Genomic DNA, 18,153 nt, shown 5'->3' with positions numbered 1-18,153 from the left:
AGCAATTACGTGCGACTTTCCAATACACATGCAAAAAAAGATACCGACGAATGTCGATACCTTTTTACACGTTTTATGTTCCGCAATACGTCACAAACGGCTTATCATCTTCTGGCCCTTGTGCATAACGCGCATGCTGTGGTGCGAGTGCATACGGGTCACGTAACACTTCGAGCAATGTTTGCACAAGCGCCAGATTGCCCATTTCCGCCGCTTCTAACGCTTCTTCGACAAGATGATTACGCGGAATGACAATCGGGTTCACCGCCTGCATTTGCGCTTGTACATCCGCAAATGAACGCTCCTCTTGGCGTAAACGCTGTTGCCATTTCATTTCCCAATCGAAAAATTCACCCGCTTCAAATAAAGGCGTCTCAGGGTAATCGCCTTCTGCTAACGCACGGAATGTTGATGTATAATCCGCTTCAAACTGCGTCATGAGCTCTAATAATTCTTTCACAAGTGCCCCGTCTGCTGACGACACATGTAAAATGCCAAGCTTTTCGCCCATCAAGTTCAGCCACTCTTCATTGAAATGTTGTGGGAATGTATTTAATGCCTGCTGTGCAATATGTGCTGCCTGCTCCTCATCTTCAGCAAGAAGCGGTAATACACTTTCTGCTAAACGCGCGACATTCCACCCTGCCATTTGTGGCTGTTTGCCAAATGCATATCGGCCATTACGGTCAATCGAGCTAAACACAATTTCAGGATGATACGTATCTAAAAAGGCACATGGTCCGTAATCAATCGTTTCACCGCTAATCGTCATATTATCAGTATTCATGACGCCATGAACAAAACCAACTGCCTGCCACTGCGCGACTAATTTTGCTTGGCGCTGAATGACACGCTGTAAAAACTGAGCATATTTATTCGGTGCATCAACTAAATCTGCATCATGACGCGCAATCGCATAATCTGCTAACGCCTCTAAATGTGCCACATCACCAAATTGACGCGCATACTGGAATGTCCCAACACGTAAATGACTGTCTGCGACGCGTGTTAGCACCGCGCCTGGAAGTGCTGTTTCACGAAAAACTGGTTCTCCTGTCACCGTTACCGCTAAGCTACGTGTTGTCGGAATACGCAGTGCATACATCGCTTCACTAATAATAAATTCACGCAACATTGGACCAAGTGCTGCACGACCATCGCCTCCACGAGAAAATGGTGTTTCTCCAGCTCCTTTTAGTTGAATATCACGCAGTCCATACGCCGTTTGTTGTTCACCAATTAATAATGCGCGCCCATCACCAAGCATATTGAAATGACCAAACTGATGCCCCGCATATGCCTGGGCAATTTGTGACGCCCCTGCTGGCATCTCATTCCCTGCTAGCACATCTACTTGCGATTTTAATTCCTCAACATCTAACGCCAACTCCTGCGCTAACTGCCCATTTAATAACACAAGCTGTGGTGCTTCCACTTTATTTAACGCTACCTCCGCATAAAACATCGTCGGCAACTCTTTATATGTTTGTGCTAACTTCCATGAAGTCATGTCAATCACCCTTTCTGTCTTTACTATACAAGGAATTAGAAAGTGTGGCGAGGGAGAGGGTTTCACTATTTCAATAAAACAAGTTAACATGGTATGATAATGAAAATATTGTAAAAGGAGATACATATAATGCCTTTTAGAAAAATTGATGCACAGCTTCCCATCTTTCAAGAAACGAAGGAAAAACATAAAGATTTTTACGAAAAATTTGTATCATATGCGGATATGCTAACGAAAGCAAACGGTAAAGCTTCAAAAAAAGTGGCAAAGCTTCCGCCTATGCGCGCTATTTAATGCGCTTTATCATTTTATATGAGGAACATTTCGAGCAAGACGTCCCGTCACTTCATACCTTTCACGCTGTTAAGCAATTAGAACGACTAACGGTACTTGACGGATTCCAGCAATACAATAAAGATGAAAACCATTTCCCCAGTGCGGCTTTTGGCTGTTACCGCTCATACGTCACACACCTACATACATTAGAGGATGATATTCCAGAAATCGATGCAAAACAACATGATACAGTGTATGAGCAATCCATTAATTAAGACATCTTAATCGAAAGCCCGACAAAAAAGCCAAAGAAACTACAAGAAAGCGCAGGCAGTCGTTACCCTCGTAATAAAAATGAATACAGTGCCGCAAAAGCTCGTACACACTACACATGTGAAATGGATGACAACCATACAACTTTTTTAGTAGAAGGCTCTCTTAAACCTTATATTGAAGGTCATCATTTAATCCCAATGGCGGCACAAGATTATTTTGAATATACAATTGATTTTGCTGACAACATCGTCACACTTTGCCCGACATGTCACCGCAAGATTCATTATGCAACCGCCGATGTAAAAGCTGAAATGCTCAAAACATTATTCAACCAACGTGCAGCACTTTATCCTAAATACGGCATTTCTGTTAATACGAAGCTACTAGAAAGTTTTTACGGCATTATTTAATACAATATATATACACAAATATCTGGAGGGAATCATCATGCTGAAAAAAATAATAAGTAAAAAGAAACGCCAGCTCAAAAAACAAGCAAAAAAAGCGCTAGCTGAAACGACTGGCATCAAACCGCTGAAAATCAAAAAACCAAAATCTCCGCTCAAGAAAAAACGAAAACCTTCGTTAAAACGCACACTCAAAAAATTATTTTAACGCTCAAAAAATCCCGCTTCTGCTAAAAGAAGTAGGGATTTTTCATATACTTATTTAATTTTCTCGATTAATTCACGCGCTGCTTCGTCGCCACCGTACCATTTTTCAATCACAGTGTCTGTATCAAGCGCGAATAAGTCTCTAATAAATGCCGCTTCGTTATTCGTACCATCACCTGCGATAAAATCTGTTGCTGTTTCAGCTACAGTATCGTGGTTTAACTCACATGAAATTAATGGGACACGTAGTAATGCCTCTGCTAAACGTGCACCGTCTAATTGTTGAATTTTCATCTAAAAAACACCTCTCTCTTTTCCTATATTATACAAGATAGAGAATCCTAATATATGCGTACATTTCCAACATTTTATGTACAAACTTAACAATTAGGTATATATAAATTTTTACAATTATTCAAAACTTATTACACAAAAATTATCCCCTATATGGTAATATAGAATCAAAAGGAGTGGTAATTATGAAGAAAATCTTTTCACTAGCAGTAATTTGTCTTATCAGTTTCACATTAGTTACACCTACATTTGCATTTAACGATGTACCGAAGACTCACTCAAACTACGAAGATATCATGTACTTACTGAATAATGGTATCATTGAAGACAGCGCTGCTTTTGGCGTAAAAGAAATTGTGACGCGTGAGGAAGTAGCCATTATGATTGCCAAAGCAAAAGGGCTAAACAGCACACCTGTCGATACAGATTTTTCTGACGTCAAGAAGACAAATAAAAATTCTGGCTATATTCAAGCAGCTAAAGATTTAGGGATTATTAATGGTTATGAGGATGGCACATTCAGACCGAACGCTAAAGTAACGCGTGGTCATATGGCAGCATTCATTTCACGAGCATTCGATTTACCTACTGGGACAAAAACATTTAAGGATGTACCTGTGAACCACACAGCATATGTAGCAGTAAGTGAATTAGCAGCAGCTAACATTACAACTGGTTATGAAGATGGCACATTCAAACCTCAAAATAACTTAACACGCGCACATATCGTAGCATTTTTAGCACGCACCGTGAAATATACAAAAGGCATAGCACCAATTTCTCCAACACCAGCACCAACAAAACCAGCACCTGCTCCAACGAAACCAACAGGCGATATTAACAGTGGTACATACGTTATTCCAGGCGCACCAACAGGCTTCAAAAACTGTACAGCCTTACGCGAATATTACCCATCTGGCGTACAAAAGGGACACCCTGCTTACGATACAAAACATGACCGTGATAAAGATAATTGGGCATGTGAGAAATAAAAATAACAACCCCCATCCAATCGCTAAAACACAGCGGTTCGATGGGGGTTTATATACTCAAAATGTATATTAAATTTATACAAATACATTATTAATAAACGTTATATGTCTGCTGAAATTTTACATATTGAAGCGTAATATCATTCAAATGTTCCACTAAACTAACCATATTACTTTCATTAAAATGTGTAATGTAAAATGCTTTCTTCCTTTTAACTGTATATTCACATTTCATTTTGTTATAAAGAATGTCACACCCAACTTTAAATTTGTTGTTCAAGGTATATTGCCATATATGTTTTATAACAGATGTCATAATCTCCTTATTCATCTCAATATTTCCGTAATTCAAATCATATTCGTTTACTAAGAACACTAAGTCACCTGTAGCGCGATTAGCCCGAAACTTTTCATTATCTTTATGCACAACATTATTTCCAATTACCATTAATTTTCTTTCCGTATAGTGCCAATAGCTCCCTTGCATTTCAAAAACTAAGCGTTGCCCTGAGCGGAACTCAACCACACAGTCATTACGAAAACTCGTTTCTGGCACGAGTGCCTCTACACTTACTTTTTCATTTTGAAAAAGCTCAAAAATTACTTCTTTCATTAATTTTCCTGCAAAAGATTCACGTTCGTTCAAAAAGCATCGTAAGCAGCGGCTGTTAAATGCCGTCCTTGCATCAATCGAACTTTTCCAACTATGACCCTTTTTACATTTCCACCAGTACTCTCTGTTAGAAGCAAAACTTATAAATTGAGGTAAAGCACCATTTTTTGCTTCATCCCATTCCGCTGCGATATGTGGAAACTTTGTTGAAAGGGAGTTGCACCGAGTACATGTAAACGATGCATAAAAATGACCGTTTCTTTTTAAGGTCGTATATTTATTTGGCGTTGTTGCGTCTTCAATCGTTTGAATATAATGACAGTCTAAACAGCTAAGAAAGATTTTTTTCTTACTGCCCTTTCGTACTTCTTTAAATAAAACATTATCATTATACTCCGGATTATAATGTACCTCTAACTCAGGTCTCACTTCAAACAACCACTTTGTTTTATGTTGTTCACGCTCATATTTCTGAAAAATACACATGCAAACCGTACATAGAGGCAATGCAAAATCCGACATAAAATCTTTATACGTTCGCTCACAAACATTTTCACAATTGAGACGACAGCATGCAACAGTTACACGTGTTGCCGTACCATTTACTGTATCAATCGAAATAACGTTAAATCCATTCTCTCGTAAATTCCGCTGTAATGTCTCTTTTGTATGCTTTTTAGCACGCACATCACGATTAGTTACACGCGGTATAGTAAATTCATAAACTGCTTCTCCGTCATACGAAAATGTATACCCTTGCACAGATTTTCTATTCCCCTTTAAAACTTCATTTACCTTTCCTACTTGTTTAATATTTAGTGCTTTCGCTGCTTCCATTGACGTTACAAACGGTCCGTACTTTTCTCCACACTCACCATTCTCTTTCATTACTGGCTGTCCTACAACGAAGCGATGAACAACTGTATGTTTCATGTACATAGTTACACCACCTAAAAAAGAACGTATATTCTTACTTTTTCCAAAGAACATGAAAATCAAACTCTTTTTCTCACAATATTTATACCGAAAAATAAAAAAGCACACCACGCTATTTTATAAAAAATAGTGTGATGTGCTTTTATGTACGTCCCAGGAGGGATTCGAACCCACGGCCAACGCCTTAGCTTACTACTACAGTTTTCACTGCTTATACATATTTGTATAATTTGTTAGTCTGGACTATAACTTCACCATTTCAGGTGCGACACGTTTAGTCTCTACGGAACCTCTCGCAAATTACTTTGCTACAATGATTGTACCTGCTTGCGCCATTCCAATCATCTCGTTTCCTCGGTATTGCCATCAGCATTATCTGTTAAGGTTTCACCGATACGGTGTCGTCCACTTTATACGTTACTTTTCCGTATAAAGGCTCCTATTACTTAAAGGGCGGTGCTCTATCCAGCTGAGCTACTGAGACATGTACTCTCTATTACGAAAGACAATTATTATTATATGGTACGAATAGGTAGAAGTCAACAGTATTCAGGAAAAAAATATTGCTGTTTTTACTTTTTTTCTATAACAATTAGAAAAAGCGCATATCTTCGTTCTATGCGCTTTTACCAACGTATTCATACGTTTATTGTGTTTGCTTTTTCATTGAAAATAAATGGCTTGATATAATATCTCCGGTTTCACTAATGAAGCTGACCTTGTATTCAGAAGACGATTCAATTTCAATAAGTGCGTATGATTTTGCTTTACCGCCACGTGGGGCAACTAAGCTGCCTGGATTGACAAATAAGACATTATCAATCATCTCTGCACCGTATAAATGCGAATGACCGAATAATACAATATCAGCACCGACTTCTTGCGCTTTATAGTGCAGTGTCATTAAGGAGGACTTCACATTATGTAAATGTCCGTGCACCATTAACACCTTTTTATCGCCACATTGTGCAAGCTTTTCTTCTGGAAAACGTGTATCGGTATCGCAGTTACCACGCACCCGATGCACATATAAAAAAGCATCGTGGTCATACGGTAACTCGCTATCACCGCAATGAAATTGATAATCCACCGAGTGCATTTTCTTCACCTGTTCGATAATGTCAGCATTTCCATGTGTGTCACTTAAAACGAGTAAACGCATATAACCACGCTCCTTCTTATTGTTGTAATAATGTTGGTAAAACGTCTGCTAGTTTGCGAATGGCATTACCACGATGTGAAATCGCTGCTTTTTCGCTTGGCTCTAGCTCTGCCATTGCACGGTCTAATTGTGGAACATAAAACACAGGGTCATAGCCGAAGCCATTTGTGCCGCGTTTTTGTTCTAAAATTACACCTTCACATGTACCGAATACCGTTTGTGTCTCCATGCCTGGTCCTGCAATCGCTAATGCACACATAAAGCGCGCTGTACGTTCTTCTGTTGGCACGCCTTGCAGTTTTTCCAGTACCTTTACTATATTCGCCTCATCGTCGTGATCTCCTGCATAACGCGCAGAATATACACCAGGTTCCCCGTTTAATGCATCAACCATTAAGCCACTGTCATCTGCAATGACAAGTGTATTTAATGTATTTGCGAGTGTCTCCGCCTTTAAAATCGCGTTTTCTTCAAACGTTGTGCCTGTTTCGTCAATTTCCATATCAGGCGCAACATCGAACATTGTTACAACTTCAATGCCAAACGGATTGAATAATGCTTCAAAGTCCTTTGCCTTGCCTTTGTTTTTCGTTGCGATTACTACTTGCTTCATAGCTGCTGCCTCCTTATTTCCCTACGCGTAATGCGATGTCACCTAGCGCTTCTTTTTGTAGCTCGACTAATGCCGCTACACCTTGCTCGCCTAGTGCTAATAAGTCGTTTAGTTCTTGACGTGAGAATGTTGCTTCCTCACCTGTTCCTTGAAGCTCTACAAAGCGTCCAGCACCCGTCATAACGATGTTCATATCAACCGCTGCATCTACGTCTTCTACATAGTTTAAATCAAGTACAGCGCCAATCTCGTCAATCATACCAACGCTTGTCGCTGCTAAATAATCTGTTACAGGGAATTTCGGTAATTCTTTCATATCAGCGAATTTTGCGATTGCTTGTGTCATCGCAACAAACGCACCTGTAATAGAAGCTGTACGTGTACCGCCATCTGCTTGAATGACATCACAGTCAATCCAAATTGTGCGCTCACCTAATGCTTCTAAGTCTACAACAGCACGTAATGCACGGCCGATTAAACGTTGAATTTCCATCGTGCGACCGCTTACTTTTCCTGCTGACGCTTCACGACGTGTGCGTGATTCTGTTGCACGTGGTAGCATTGAATATTCTGCTGTAATCCAACCTTTTCCTTGACCGCGTAAAAAGCCCGGTACTTTATCTTCAATCGTCGCTGTACAAATTACCTTTGTATTCCCAACTGTAATTAATACAGAACCTTCTGGGTGCATTAAATAGTTTGTATCCATCTGAACTGGGCGTAACTCTGCCACAGCTCGTCCATCATGTCTTGTCACGTATAATTTCCTCCTAAAGCGCATTTGCGTTACCCATCTTATCATATTTTCACGAAAAATGAGCACTCTAAACAAAAAGAGCATCTTGAAATTTCTTCGAAGATGCTGTGAGAGATGCCACTATTTTTTAGATGGCAATTGAATTTTTTCGATATGTAGCTCACCAAGCTCTAACCAGTCTTCCGCAATCGAACGGAAAATCGGCACAGACCCCGTAGCAAAAAACTTATGCTGTGGATTTTGATTCACTGCTAGTTGATGATTATACGTTAAATAATGGTCAACATCATACGCTGTTTCTTCTGCTGAAGATAACACCGTTACACCTGGTCCAACTGCAGCTTCAATATGCTTTTGTAAAATTGGATAGTGTGTACAACCTAAGATCACCGTATCAAAACGTTCCTCTTTTAAAGGCTCTAACCCTTCCGCAATTAATTGCGTTGCAAAATCACTGCGATACTCACCTGATTCTACAAGTGGCACAAATGTCGGGCAAGCAAGTGGAATAACATGTGATGATGTGCTGAGTGATAAAACAGCCTCTTCATACGCACCACTTTTTACTGTACCCTCTGTTGCTAATACAACAATTTCATGTGTTTTTGTTTTTTTAATGGCTGCACGTGCACCGGCATTAATAACACCGAGCACTGGAAACGGCATATGCTTTTGCAGCGAATCGAGTGAAACGGCTGTTGCTGTATTGCACGCAATCACCAACATCTTCACACCCATATCACGCAGTGCCTCTGCCATTTGCCATGTGAATTCACGTACTTCTTTTTTTGAACGAGGCCCATATGGACATCTCGCTGTATCGCCAATGTAATAAATAGTTTCTTCCGGTAGTAGCTTCATAATTTGTTTAGCAACTGTTAATCCACCTACACCTGAGTCAATAACGCCAATCGGAGCATTCACGATTTACCGCCTCAATCCTTTTTCATTTCTAAATGTAAACGTTGAAGTAATGATGAAAAGACAATCGTTTCTTCTTCGTTAAATTGTGTGAATACATCACGTAAATAATCTTGTCGCTTTTCAATTACTTCTTGAATCACACGTGCGCCTTCTGGCAATAAGTGAATGCGTACAACACGACGATCGTGCTCATCACGCACACGTTGTACAAGCTCATTGCGTTCCATACGATCAACTAAATCCGTTGTCGTTGAAAATGCTAAGTACATTTTATTTGATAGTTCACCAATGGTCATATCGCCTAATTCATGAAGCCATTGAAGCGCGATGAATTGCGGCGGAGTAATTGTATAGTTGCTTAAAATTTCTCGCCCTTTTTGTTTAATGAGTGCTGAAATATAACGAAGCTCTTTTTCAAGCAACGCAATTGTTTCAGTATCATGTTGAAATTCAGGTTCTTTTGACATACCACAAACACTCCTCTTGTCTAGCAATTCCATACATCTATTTTGTCGCTTTTTTGCACAAATAGCAAGAGGATAAAAGGCGAGTTGTTTGTATTATCAATCGTTTTCGTCACAAATATTGTTCGTCCACCATGTATACAGACGTTCTGTCATGCGATTTTGTTCGCACACATAAATAATTATATGAAAAAACAGCCCCACTCCGAGGAGTGAGGCTGTTCAAACATTTCTATTAGTCTACCATGTGGTCAGAACCGAAGAAGTTCTTGAACATTTGAACTGATGCTGCACGGTTAAGTGAAGCGATAGAAGTTGTTAACGGAATACCTTTTGGACATGCCGCTACACAGTTTTGAGAGTTACCACAGTTAGCTAAACCACCGTCACCCATAATTTCTGCTAAACGCTCGTCTTTATTCATTGCACCTGTTGGGTGTGTGTTGAATAAACGAACTTGAGAAAGTGGTGCTGGACCGATGAATGAAGACTTTTCAGATACGTTTGGACATGCTTCCATACATACACCACAAGTCATACATTTCGCTAATTCGTAAGCCCATTGACGTTTGCGCTCTGGCATACGTGGACCTTCGCTTAAATCGTAAGTACCATCGATTGGTACCCAAGCTTTCACTTTCTTAAGTGCGTTGAACATACGGCTACGGTCAACTTGTAAGTCACGAATAACCGGGAATGTTGCCATAGGTTCTAAACGAATTGGTGTTTCTAAACGGTCAATTAATGCCGAACAAGATTGTTGTGGACGGCCGTTGATAACCATAGAACATGCACCACATACTTCCTCAAGACAGTTCATATCCCAAGTAATTGGTGTTGTACTTTTACCATCAGCTGTTACAGGATTTTTTTGAATCTCCATTAATAAAGAGATTACGTTCATCCCGTGGCGGTATGGCACTTTGAATTTTTCCCAACGAGTAGGGCCGTTCTCCGTGTCTTGACGTAAAATTTCTACATCAATAATACGCCCAGTATTTGCTTCTGTTGCCATGATTTATTTCCCCCCTCTTATGCTGAATAGTCACGTTTACGTGGTGGAATTAACGAAACGTCTACTTCACGATAAGTAATAATTGGTTCACCAGTAGCTGGGTCGAATTTTGCCATTGTTGTTTTTAAGAATTGCTCATCGTCACGCTCTGGGAATTCTGGTTTGTAGTGTGCACCACGAGATTCATTACGTAATAAAGCACCTTTTGTCATAACTTTTGCAAGGTATAACATGTTCTTTAATTGACGAGTGAAGTGAGCACCTTGGTTAGACCATTTTTGAGTATCGTTGATGTTGATGTTTTCCCAACGTTGTTGTAACTCAGTTAATTTTGCATATGTTTGTTCAAGCTTGTCGTTGAAGCGTACTACTGTCATGTTGTCAGTCATCCACTCACCAAGCTCTTTATGAATTAGGTAAGCATTTTCAGTACCATCCATTTTCAGGATAGCTTCCCACTTAGCTGTTTCTTCTTGTACGCGAGCGTCGAAGATAGATTGTGGTAAGTCTTCAGCATGCTTTTTAAGACCTTTAACATATTTTACTGCGTTTGGACCAGCAACTGAACCACCATAGATTGCAGATAATAATGAGTTCGCTCCTAAACGGTTACCACCGTGTTGAGAGTAATCACATTCACCAGCTGCGAATAATCCTGGGATTTCTGTCATTTGGTCGTAGTCTACGAATAAACCACCCATTGAGTAGTGTACCGCAGGGAAGATTTTCATTGGTAATTTACGTGGGTCATCCCCTACGAATTTTTCGTAGATTTCGATGATACCACCTAATTTGATGTCTAACTCATGTGGATCTTTATGAGATAAGTCTAGGTATACCATGTTTTCACCGTTGATACCTAATTTTTGGTTAACACATACGTCGAAGATTTCACGAGTAGCGATATCACGAGGTACTAAGTTACCGTAAGCTGGGTATTTTTCTTCTAAGAAGTACCAAGGCTTACCGTCTTTGTATGTCCAAACACGACCACCTTCACCACGAGCAGATTCTGACATCAGACGGTTTTTGTCATCACCAGGAATCGCTGTTGGGTGAATTTGGATGAACTCACCGTTTGCATAAGAAACACCTTGTTGGTATACGATTGAAGCCGCAGAACCAGTGTTGATGATTGAGTTAGTTGTTTTACCGAAGATGATACCAGGACCACCAGTACACATAATTACTGCGTCTGCACGGAATGAACGAATTTCTTCTGTACGCATATCTTGTGCTACGATACCGCGACATACGCCTTCGTCATCCTTGATAATACCAAGGAATTCCCAGTGCTCATACTTCGTTACTAAACCAGCTACTTCGTGTGAACGAACTTGCTCGTCTAGTGCGTATAAAAGTTGTTGACCTGTTGTTGCACCAGAGAATGCTGTACGGTGCATTAACGTACCGCCGAAACGACGGAAGTCAATTAAACCTTCTGGCGTACGGTTGAACATTACACCCATACGGTCGAATAAGTGGATGATACCAGGGGCAGCATCACACATTGCTTTAACTGGTGGTTGGTCAGCTAAGAAGTCCCCACCATATACTGTATCGTCAAAGTGGATCCATGGAGAATCCCCTTCACCTTTTGTATTTACTGCGCCATTAATTCCGCCCTGTGCACATACAGAGTGCGAACGTTTTACCGGAACTAATGAGAATAATTCAACATCAGTGCCCATTTCAGCTGCTTTAACTGTTGACATTAAACCAGCTAGACCGCCACCGACAACAATTACTTTGCTTTTTGCCATGTTAATTCTCACTCCTCAAAAATATTGCCTTGCTATACGCTTATTAAACGAACGCTAAAATTGCCATTACACCTACAACACTTAAGATAATGAAGAATCCAATTGTGATGTACGTAACAATTTTTTGTGATTTTGGAGATTGAGTAATACCCCAGCTCACTAAGAATGACCATAAACCGTTAGATAAGTGGAACGTTGCAGATAAAATACCTACGATGTAGAATGCTAACATCCAAGGATTTGCTACGATGTCCGCCATCATATCAAAGTCTACAGTGTCACCTAAAGCTTTTTGGATACGAGTTTGCCAGATGTGCCAAGCAACGAATACAACTAGGAAAATACCTGTCATACGTTGAATGCGGAACATCCAGTTACGGAACGTACCGAAACGCTTTGTATTATGCGTCGCTGTGAAAGCAATATATACTCCGTAGAACGCATGGAACATTAATGGGATGTAGATGATTACCCATTCCATAACTAATAACAACCAGTGTGGAATTAATTCCATTACGCCAGTTGCACTGTTATAAGATTCTTCACCGCCTGTAGCTGTGAAGTTCAGTGATAAGTGGAACACCAAGAACAGACCTACTGGAATTACACCAAGTAAAGAATGTAGTCGGCGCCATAAAAACTCACGATTTTTCGACAAGACTGTTACCCCCCTTAGTACTTAAAACTTGCAGCCTAAATTGTTAAAGATTCTCCTAATTGAAAACGTTCTCAATTGTTGACTACCCGTTTCATCATGGTACAATATTATGACATGTTTATTGTACTCTCAACATGTGGGGGCGTCAAGGTTGCTTTCAGTTTTCCCACCGTCTGAATATAGCGAAAAATTTCTACTTTAGACACATTTTTACTACATAGAGAATACAATTCCGTTTAAAATCGATTTATCAATAAATTTCAATACAAAAAATGCAGAGAGAAGGCCCAATATTTATGCAAGTAGAAAACACAAAAACTGTTCCTAGCTTTGGCTATGAGATTCTTCGTGAGGATGTATTACGTTCGATTTTAGGAAAAAATGAAGAAGATATTCTTTATTGGGCAGGAAAAGACGTTGCCCGCAAATACCCTTTATCTGATGAGCTAGCGATTGCAGAGTTTTTCATTAAAGCTGGCTGGGGATTACTCACATTAGAAAAAGAGAAGAAGGACGAGCGTCTATACAAAATCTCTGGTAACCAAGAGCTATTACGCATTGATACGCGTTGCTTCCGTTTAGAAGCTGGCTTCCTTGCAGAACAGCATGAACGTATGACTGGTTTTTTAACCGAGTGCTATTGTGAAGTAGATACGAAACATAAAGTGGTGTATTTAACAATTCGTACGGATTATAAAGAACCGATTACACAGCGCTAAAAAAGATGTGCGACTCCAAACGAAACAACGTGACTGCAATAAGATGCCATCTTTGATAAAAATAAATTGATTGAGATGATAAAAATTCGCTCGTACGTCCCGACACAAATGACAACTTCAGCAGGATAAGCAAAGCAATGCTTTTTTGCGACGAGGTATCGCAAGAACAGGCGCTTATATACGGAACATCTGCTAAAATGCTATATCGGGTGGCAAAATAGATGTGACAAACCTTGTGTTTGCCGCGAGCCGTGCCCTCTAAAACAAACCTCACCGTTATCAAAAACAGCAAACCGACAAATATCGGTTTGCTGTTTTTCTGCTTCTATCCTACACTCTTTTTACGTTTCAATATTTACACACGGACGCTGCCGACTAAGTTAAATTCATCATGTAATGCATTCGCTGCGCGTACCATATCATCTTGTGGAATAATGACCGACACTTTAATTTCAGATGTTGATACCATTTTCACCGTAATGTCTTCTTTACGTAAACGGTCAAAGATGCGTGCCGCAACACCAGGGTTTAACATCATACCTGAGCCAGCTACCGAAATTTTCGCTAAGCCTACTTCGAAATCCGCAAACGTAAAGCCAAGCGACGCCTTACTTTGCTCTAGCACTTCCAGACATTCTGCAAATTGCTCTTTAGCGATGGAGAAAGAAACGGTTGGATTAATCCCATTTAGTAACGACTGCACAATTAAATCGACATTAATACCATGCTCTGCTAACACTTTAAAAATGGTCGCAAGTGAGGTCTCAGAACTTTCCTCATATCCTACTGTTAAACGAATAACATCTGATTCATATGCAATCCCTTGTACTAATAATGCTTGTTCCACATTTTTCTCCTCCTTTAATAACGTACCTGTCGCATCTTGTGCAAGTGAACGAACAATAAGTGGCATTTTAAATTGCTTTGCTAGTTCCACTGCACATGGATGAATAATGCGCGCGCCAAGCTGTGCAAGCTCCAACATCGCCTCATACGATAACTCATCAATTTTCGCCGCCTTTGGCACAACTAATGGGTCTGCTGTATACACACCATCCACTTGTGAATACAATTCTACACGTGCCGCCTGTAACGCTACCGCAAGTGCAACAGCAACTGTTTCTGTCCCACCGTCACCGAGCGTTGTAATATCCCCGTATTCATCAATTCCTTGATACCCCGCGACGACCACTACTTTACCTTCTTCTAAATATTGTGTCACTTTTTTAGGGTTTACGTTCGAAATACGTGCTACACGATGCGTCGAATCTGTTTCAATACCCGCTTGCCATCCTGTTAACTGAATTGCATCAATCCCTGCATCTTGTAATGCAATGGACATTAACGCACTTGACACAGATGTTGCTGAAGCATAAATTACATCCAGTTCGCGCTTTGCCGGGATATTGGTGATCGTTGTTGCCGCCTTAACAATATGGTCACGCATTGACTTGATGGATGACGGAACAATGACTAACTGATGTCCCGCTTCTTGCATGCGCTTTACATGTGCTACCACTTGCGTCAATTCCTCAGGTGTCGTTAAGGTTGAACCGCCAAACTTCATTACTATGATTGTCATTTACTCGTCTCCCTTTCTATTTTCAGAAAGTTTTCGTCCTTCAATAGCTTGTGAATAAAAAAAGAGACAGCGAATAGTTCGCTGTCTCTGTACATGACGATTCATACGGATGTAAAAAAATCGTGCATGTGAGATAGCTCTCCAGAATTCACTCTGACAGTCGTACATCTCTTAAATGCACAACCAGCAATAACTAGGAACAAACTAATTATCACTTCGGCAACGATTCCTTTCCGAACATATTCCAAATGAGCTTGTTCTGCTCTTATATGTCCGTACTATTAATAGTTGCACCTCTATCATCACTGTATATAGTAGATGTACTCACACTATAGCACACTTACTTTTGCGCTTCAATGTTCTGCGCAAAATATTGCACAATTTGCTCTGCTACCTTCGCAGGAATATCCGCTTCAATTAACTCGAGCTCGCTCGCTGCTTTAATCTTCTTTACCGAACCAAACGCTTTCATTAATTGTTGCTTACGCTTCGGCCCTACACCTGGGATATGATCCAGCGCTGATGTAATCGTCCCCCGCTCATGCGTTTGACGTAAAAACGTAATCGCAAAACGATGTACCTCATCTTGAATACGCTGCAATAAATAAAAACCGTCGCTCGTTCTCTTTAACGGCACTACTTCCGCTGGGTCACCGAATAACAGCTGCGCCGTCTTATGCTTATCATCCTTCGCCAAGCCTGCAATTGGAATCGATAAACCAAGCTCATGCTCTAGTACATCTCGTGCCACTTGCATTTGCCCTTTGCCTCCATCAATAACAATTAGCTGCGGAATAGGCAAACCATCCTTCAACACACGACGATAACGACGACGAATCACCTCTGCCATCGCCCCGTAATCATCATGCGCCGCTACGTGCTGATGCTTATATTTGCGATACTGCTTTTTCGCCGGCTTTCCATCAATAAACACAACCATCGCCGACACTCCATCCACGCCGTGAATATGTGAGTTATCGAACGCTTCAATATGCAGTGGTGTTGGAATGTGTAATGCCTCGCCGATTTCTTCACATGCCCCAACTGTTCGTTCTTCTTGACGCTCCATCAGCTGGAACTTCTCTTGAATACCGATATGCGCATTTTTCATCGCCATCTCCACAAGCTCTTTTTTATGCCCACGCTTTGGCTCTATTACTTTGACTGCCAATAGCTGTTGTAAAATTGCGCTATCAACCACACTCGGCACTAAAATTTCTTTCGGTTTTAAATGCTCCGGCTTTTCATAAAAACGACCGATAAACGTCAGTAACTCTTCTTCTGGGTCTTGATGAATTGGAAACAGCGAAACGTCTCGCTCAATGACTTTCCCTTGTCGTACAAAAAATACTTGTACACACATCCATCCTTTATCAACGGCATACCCAAATACATCACGATTCGCCACATCACCTGACGTAATCTTTTGCTTCTCCATAATCGTATCAATATGAGCAATTTGGTCACGTAGCTCTTTGGCACGCTCAAATTCTAACTTCTCAGCAGCGTCCATCATTTTCTGTGTGAGCTCGCCTTTAATTTCATCTTGACCGCCACTTAAAAATTTTGTCATTTTGCCAATTACCTCATCATATGTTGCTTGTGGCACTTCCTTGACACACGGCGCCATGCATTGTCCGATATGATAGTATAAGCATACTTGTGCCGGCATCGTCGCACATTTTCGTAGCGGAAACATGCGGTCTAATAACTTTTTCGTCTCATGTGCCGCATAGCCATTTGGATACGGACCAAAGTATTTCGCTTTATCTTTTTTTACTTTGCGCACGACAAGCAGACGTGGATGCTTTTCATTTGTGATTTTTAAATAAGGATATGTTTTATCGTCTGTTAACAGCACATTATACTTCGGGTCATGTAATTTAATTAAATTTAATTCTAAAATAAGCGCCTCTAAGTCGGAGCTTGTTACGATATATTCAAAGTCAACAATCTCTGCAACGAGACGTTGTGTTTTCCCTTCATGCGAACCGGTAAAATACGAGCGCACTCGATTTTTCAACACCTTCGCCTTGCCGACATAAATAATCGTTCCTTGCTGGTCTTTCATTAAATAACACCCTGGTTGGTCTGGCAATATCGCGAGCTTCGCCTTTAATAAATCATTCACCGTTTTCACCTCTTTATACTGCTTGCTCATAGCCCTCATTATATCGGATATGTAGGATGCTTTGTATTGATACGCTTAAAAGTTGACCTTATTTGACTTTTAAATTCGTGGCATGTATACTGTAAATATCTCAGTATTGAGATTCTTAAAACGAAAGGATGTTATTTCAATGATTGCATCATTACCACGTATTAATGAGCTTGCAGAACGTGAGCGTACGATTGGTTTAACATATGACGAAATACGCGAGCGTTCTATTTTACGCCAACAATATTTAACGGAAATCCGTGGACAAGTATTTTCAACGATGAAAGGCATGACTGTTGTTGACGAGACTGGCACAGATATTACACCGACTAAATTACGCAATGTACAGCGTGACCTATAACAGAAAGGGTTCATCTGAGAATAACTTCTCAGATGAACCCTTTTTTACTGACTATTATTATAATAGAAGAAACTAATAAAAGAAGGTGTGCCTAGGCACACCTTACTTTGTATTACTTGTTGTTTTCGATGAATTCGATTAACGCTTCTTTTGGTTGGTAACCAGCTGTTTTACCTTTTAATTCACCGTCTACGAATAATAGTAATGATGGAATTGACATAATGCCATACTCACCAGCAGTTACTTGGTTTTCATCAACGTCTACTTTTACGATTTTAACATCGTTGCCGATTTCTGTATCAAGCTCTTCAAGAACAGGAGCGATCATTTTACATGGTCCGCACCAAGCTGCCCAGAAGTCTACTAATACTGTACCTTGTGAAATTTCTTGTCCGAAGTTTTGGTCTGTACCTTTTACGATTGCCATTTGAAATAGCCTCCTTAAATGTCTATGTAATGCATGCAT

Annotated in this window: 21 protein-coding genes and 1 riboswitch; of the genes, 7 read left to right on the top strand and 14 right to left on the bottom strand. The window is 40.4% G+C overall.

The genetic code is table 11. The annotated features are described in order from the left end of the window. Positions 1-73: 73 nt before the first annotated feature. Positions 74-1,510: a protein adenylyltransferase SelO gene (locus tag A6M13_RS00770; protein ID WP_066542205.1), complete on the bottom strand. Its 1,437-nt coding sequence runs from the start codon at positions 1,508-1,510 to the stop codon at positions 74-76. Positions 1,511-1,639: 129 nt separating this feature from the next. Between A6M13_RS00770 and A6M13_RS16195 the strand changes: the two genes are divergently transcribed. The 4 genes from A6M13_RS16195 (at position 1,640) to A6M13_RS16190 (ending at position 2,677) form a co-directional block, all read left to right on the top strand. Continuing rightward, a complete protein-coding gene (locus A6M13_RS16195) occupies positions 1,640-1,804 on the top strand; it encodes a hypothetical protein (RefSeq protein WP_169817404.1) in 165 nt (54 codons plus the stop codon). Further along, on the top strand, positions 1,804-2,061 hold the full coding sequence (locus A6M13_RS15935; protein WP_083998136.1) for a hypothetical protein: 258 nt from the start codon (positions 1,804-1,806) through the stop codon (positions 2,059-2,061). The genes A6M13_RS16195 and A6M13_RS15935 overlap by 1 nt, the downstream gene beginning before the upstream one ends. A gap of 123 nt (positions 2,062-2,184) precedes the next feature. Next, positions 2,185-2,472: an HNH endonuclease gene (locus tag A6M13_RS15930; RefSeq protein ID WP_083998134.1), complete on the top strand. Its 288-nt coding sequence runs from the start codon at positions 2,185-2,187 to the stop codon at positions 2,470-2,472. Between the two features lie 37 nt (positions 2,473-2,509). Next, on the top strand, positions 2,510-2,677 hold the full coding sequence (locus A6M13_RS16190) for a hypothetical protein (protein WP_169817403.1): 168 nt from the start codon (positions 2,510-2,512) through the stop codon (positions 2,675-2,677). 50 nt (positions 2,678-2,727) lie between these two features. Here the strand turns inward: A6M13_RS16190 and A6M13_RS00760 are convergent, their stop codons facing one another. Further along, positions 2,728-2,970 (bottom strand): hypothetical protein, encoded by a 243-nt coding sequence (locus tag A6M13_RS00760; RefSeq protein WP_066542204.1) that lies wholly within the window; start codon positions 2,968-2,970, stop codon positions 2,728-2,730. Between the two features lie 185 nt (positions 2,971-3,155). On the opposite strand from A6M13_RS00760, the gene A6M13_RS00755 reads away from it, so the two are divergent. Beyond that, positions 3,156-3,962 (top strand): S-layer homology domain-containing protein, encoded by an 807-nt coding sequence (locus A6M13_RS00755; protein WP_066542203.1) that lies wholly within the window; start codon positions 3,156-3,158, stop codon positions 3,960-3,962. Positions 3,963-4,053: 91 nt separating this feature from the next. Here A6M13_RS00755 and A6M13_RS00750 read toward each other — a convergent pair whose 3' ends face one another. The 9 genes from A6M13_RS00750 to A6M13_RS00710 all read right to left on the bottom strand — a co-directional run bounded on the left by A6M13_RS00750 (position 4,054) and on the right by A6M13_RS00710 (position 12,867). After that, positions 4,054-5,508 carry a zinc-ribbon domain-containing protein gene (locus A6M13_RS00750; protein WP_169817402.1) on the bottom strand — a complete coding sequence of 485 codons (1,455 nt, stop codon included), beginning with the start codon at positions 5,506-5,508 and terminating at the stop codon, positions 4,054-4,056. Between the two features lie 649 nt (positions 5,509-6,157). Continuing rightward, positions 6,158-6,673: a metallophosphoesterase gene (locus tag A6M13_RS00745; RefSeq protein WP_066542201.1), complete on the bottom strand. Its 516-nt coding sequence runs from the start codon at positions 6,671-6,673 to the stop codon at positions 6,158-6,160. A gap of 16 nt (positions 6,674-6,689) precedes the next feature. After that, a complete protein-coding gene (locus tag A6M13_RS00740) occupies positions 6,690-7,286 on the bottom strand; it encodes an XTP/dITP diphosphatase (RefSeq protein WP_066542200.1) in 597 nt (198 codons plus the stop codon). A gap of 13 nt (positions 7,287-7,299) precedes the next feature. Beyond that, positions 7,300-8,043, bottom strand: a complete 744-nt coding sequence (rph, locus tag A6M13_RS00735; RefSeq protein WP_066542199.1) for a ribonuclease PH — start codon at positions 8,041-8,043, stop codon at positions 7,300-7,302. Between the two features lie 120 nt (positions 8,044-8,163). After that, positions 8,164-8,967, bottom strand: a complete 804-nt coding sequence (gene racE, locus A6M13_RS00730; RefSeq protein ID WP_066542198.1) for a glutamate racemase — start codon at positions 8,965-8,967, stop codon at positions 8,164-8,166. 11 nt (positions 8,968-8,978) lie between these two features. Further along, on the bottom strand, positions 8,979-9,434 hold the full coding sequence (locus A6M13_RS00725; protein ID WP_066542197.1) for a MarR family winged helix-turn-helix transcriptional regulator: 456 nt from the start codon (positions 9,432-9,434) through the stop codon (positions 8,979-8,981). A gap of 232 nt (positions 9,435-9,666) precedes the next feature. Beyond that, positions 9,667-10,446, bottom strand: a complete 780-nt coding sequence (gene sdhB / locus A6M13_RS00720; protein ID WP_066542196.1) for a succinate dehydrogenase iron-sulfur subunit — start codon at positions 10,444-10,446, stop codon at positions 9,667-9,669. Positions 10,447-10,463: 17 nt separating this feature from the next. Continuing rightward, the gene (gene sdhA, locus A6M13_RS00715) at positions 10,464-12,209 is read right to left on the bottom strand and encodes a succinate dehydrogenase flavoprotein subunit (RefSeq protein WP_066542195.1); all 1,746 of its coding nucleotides are present in this window, start codon (positions 12,207-12,209) and stop codon (positions 10,464-10,466) included. A gap of 43 nt (positions 12,210-12,252) precedes the next feature. Next, on the bottom strand, positions 12,253-12,867 hold the full coding sequence (locus A6M13_RS00710) for a succinate dehydrogenase cytochrome b558 subunit (RefSeq protein ID WP_066542194.1): 615 nt from the start codon (positions 12,865-12,867) through the stop codon (positions 12,253-12,255). A 296-nt stretch (positions 12,868-13,163) separates the two neighbouring features. On the opposite strand from A6M13_RS00710, the gene A6M13_RS00705 reads away from it, so the two are divergent. Further along, positions 13,164-13,586, top strand: a complete 423-nt coding sequence (locus tag A6M13_RS00705; RefSeq protein WP_066542193.1) for a YslB family protein — start codon at positions 13,164-13,166, stop codon at positions 13,584-13,586. 355 nt (positions 13,587-13,941) lie between these two features. Here the strand turns inward: A6M13_RS00705 and A6M13_RS00700 are convergent, their stop codons facing one another. Both A6M13_RS00700 and uvrC read right to left on the bottom strand, forming a co-directional pair. Beyond that, on the bottom strand, positions 13,942-15,168 hold the full coding sequence (locus A6M13_RS00700; RefSeq protein ID WP_066542192.1) for an aspartate kinase: 1,227 nt from the start codon (positions 15,166-15,168) through the stop codon (positions 13,942-13,944). A 126-nt stretch (positions 15,169-15,294) separates the two neighbouring features. Next, positions 15,295-15,475: riboswitch (Lysine riboswitch) on the bottom strand. 33 nt (positions 15,476-15,508) lie between these two features. After that, positions 15,509-17,299 carry an excinuclease ABC subunit UvrC gene (gene uvrC / locus A6M13_RS00695; RefSeq protein WP_066542632.1) on the bottom strand — a complete coding sequence of 597 codons (1,791 nt, stop codon included), beginning with the start codon at positions 17,297-17,299 and terminating at the stop codon, positions 15,509-15,511. Between the two features lie 169 nt (positions 17,300-17,468). Between uvrC and A6M13_RS00690 the strand changes: the two genes are divergently transcribed. Then, entirely contained in the window at positions 17,469-17,687 is a 219-nt protein-coding gene (locus tag A6M13_RS00690) for a DUF896 domain-containing protein (protein ID WP_066542191.1), read from the top strand. Between the two features lie 112 nt (positions 17,688-17,799). On the opposite strand, the gene trxA is transcribed toward A6M13_RS00690, so the two are convergent. Further along, positions 17,800-18,114, bottom strand: a complete 315-nt coding sequence (gene trxA / locus A6M13_RS00685; RefSeq protein ID WP_066542190.1) for a thioredoxin — start codon at positions 18,112-18,114, stop codon at positions 17,800-17,802. Between the last annotated feature and the right edge of the window lie 39 nt (positions 18,115-18,153).

This window comes from Caryophanon tenue (assembly GCF_001700315.1).
GTDB lineage: Bacteria > Bacillota > Bacilli > Bacillales_A > Planococcaceae > Caryophanon > Caryophanon tenue.
Note: the sequence above shows the minus strand (reverse complement) of the source record. Positions and strands in the feature narration are given on the sequence as shown.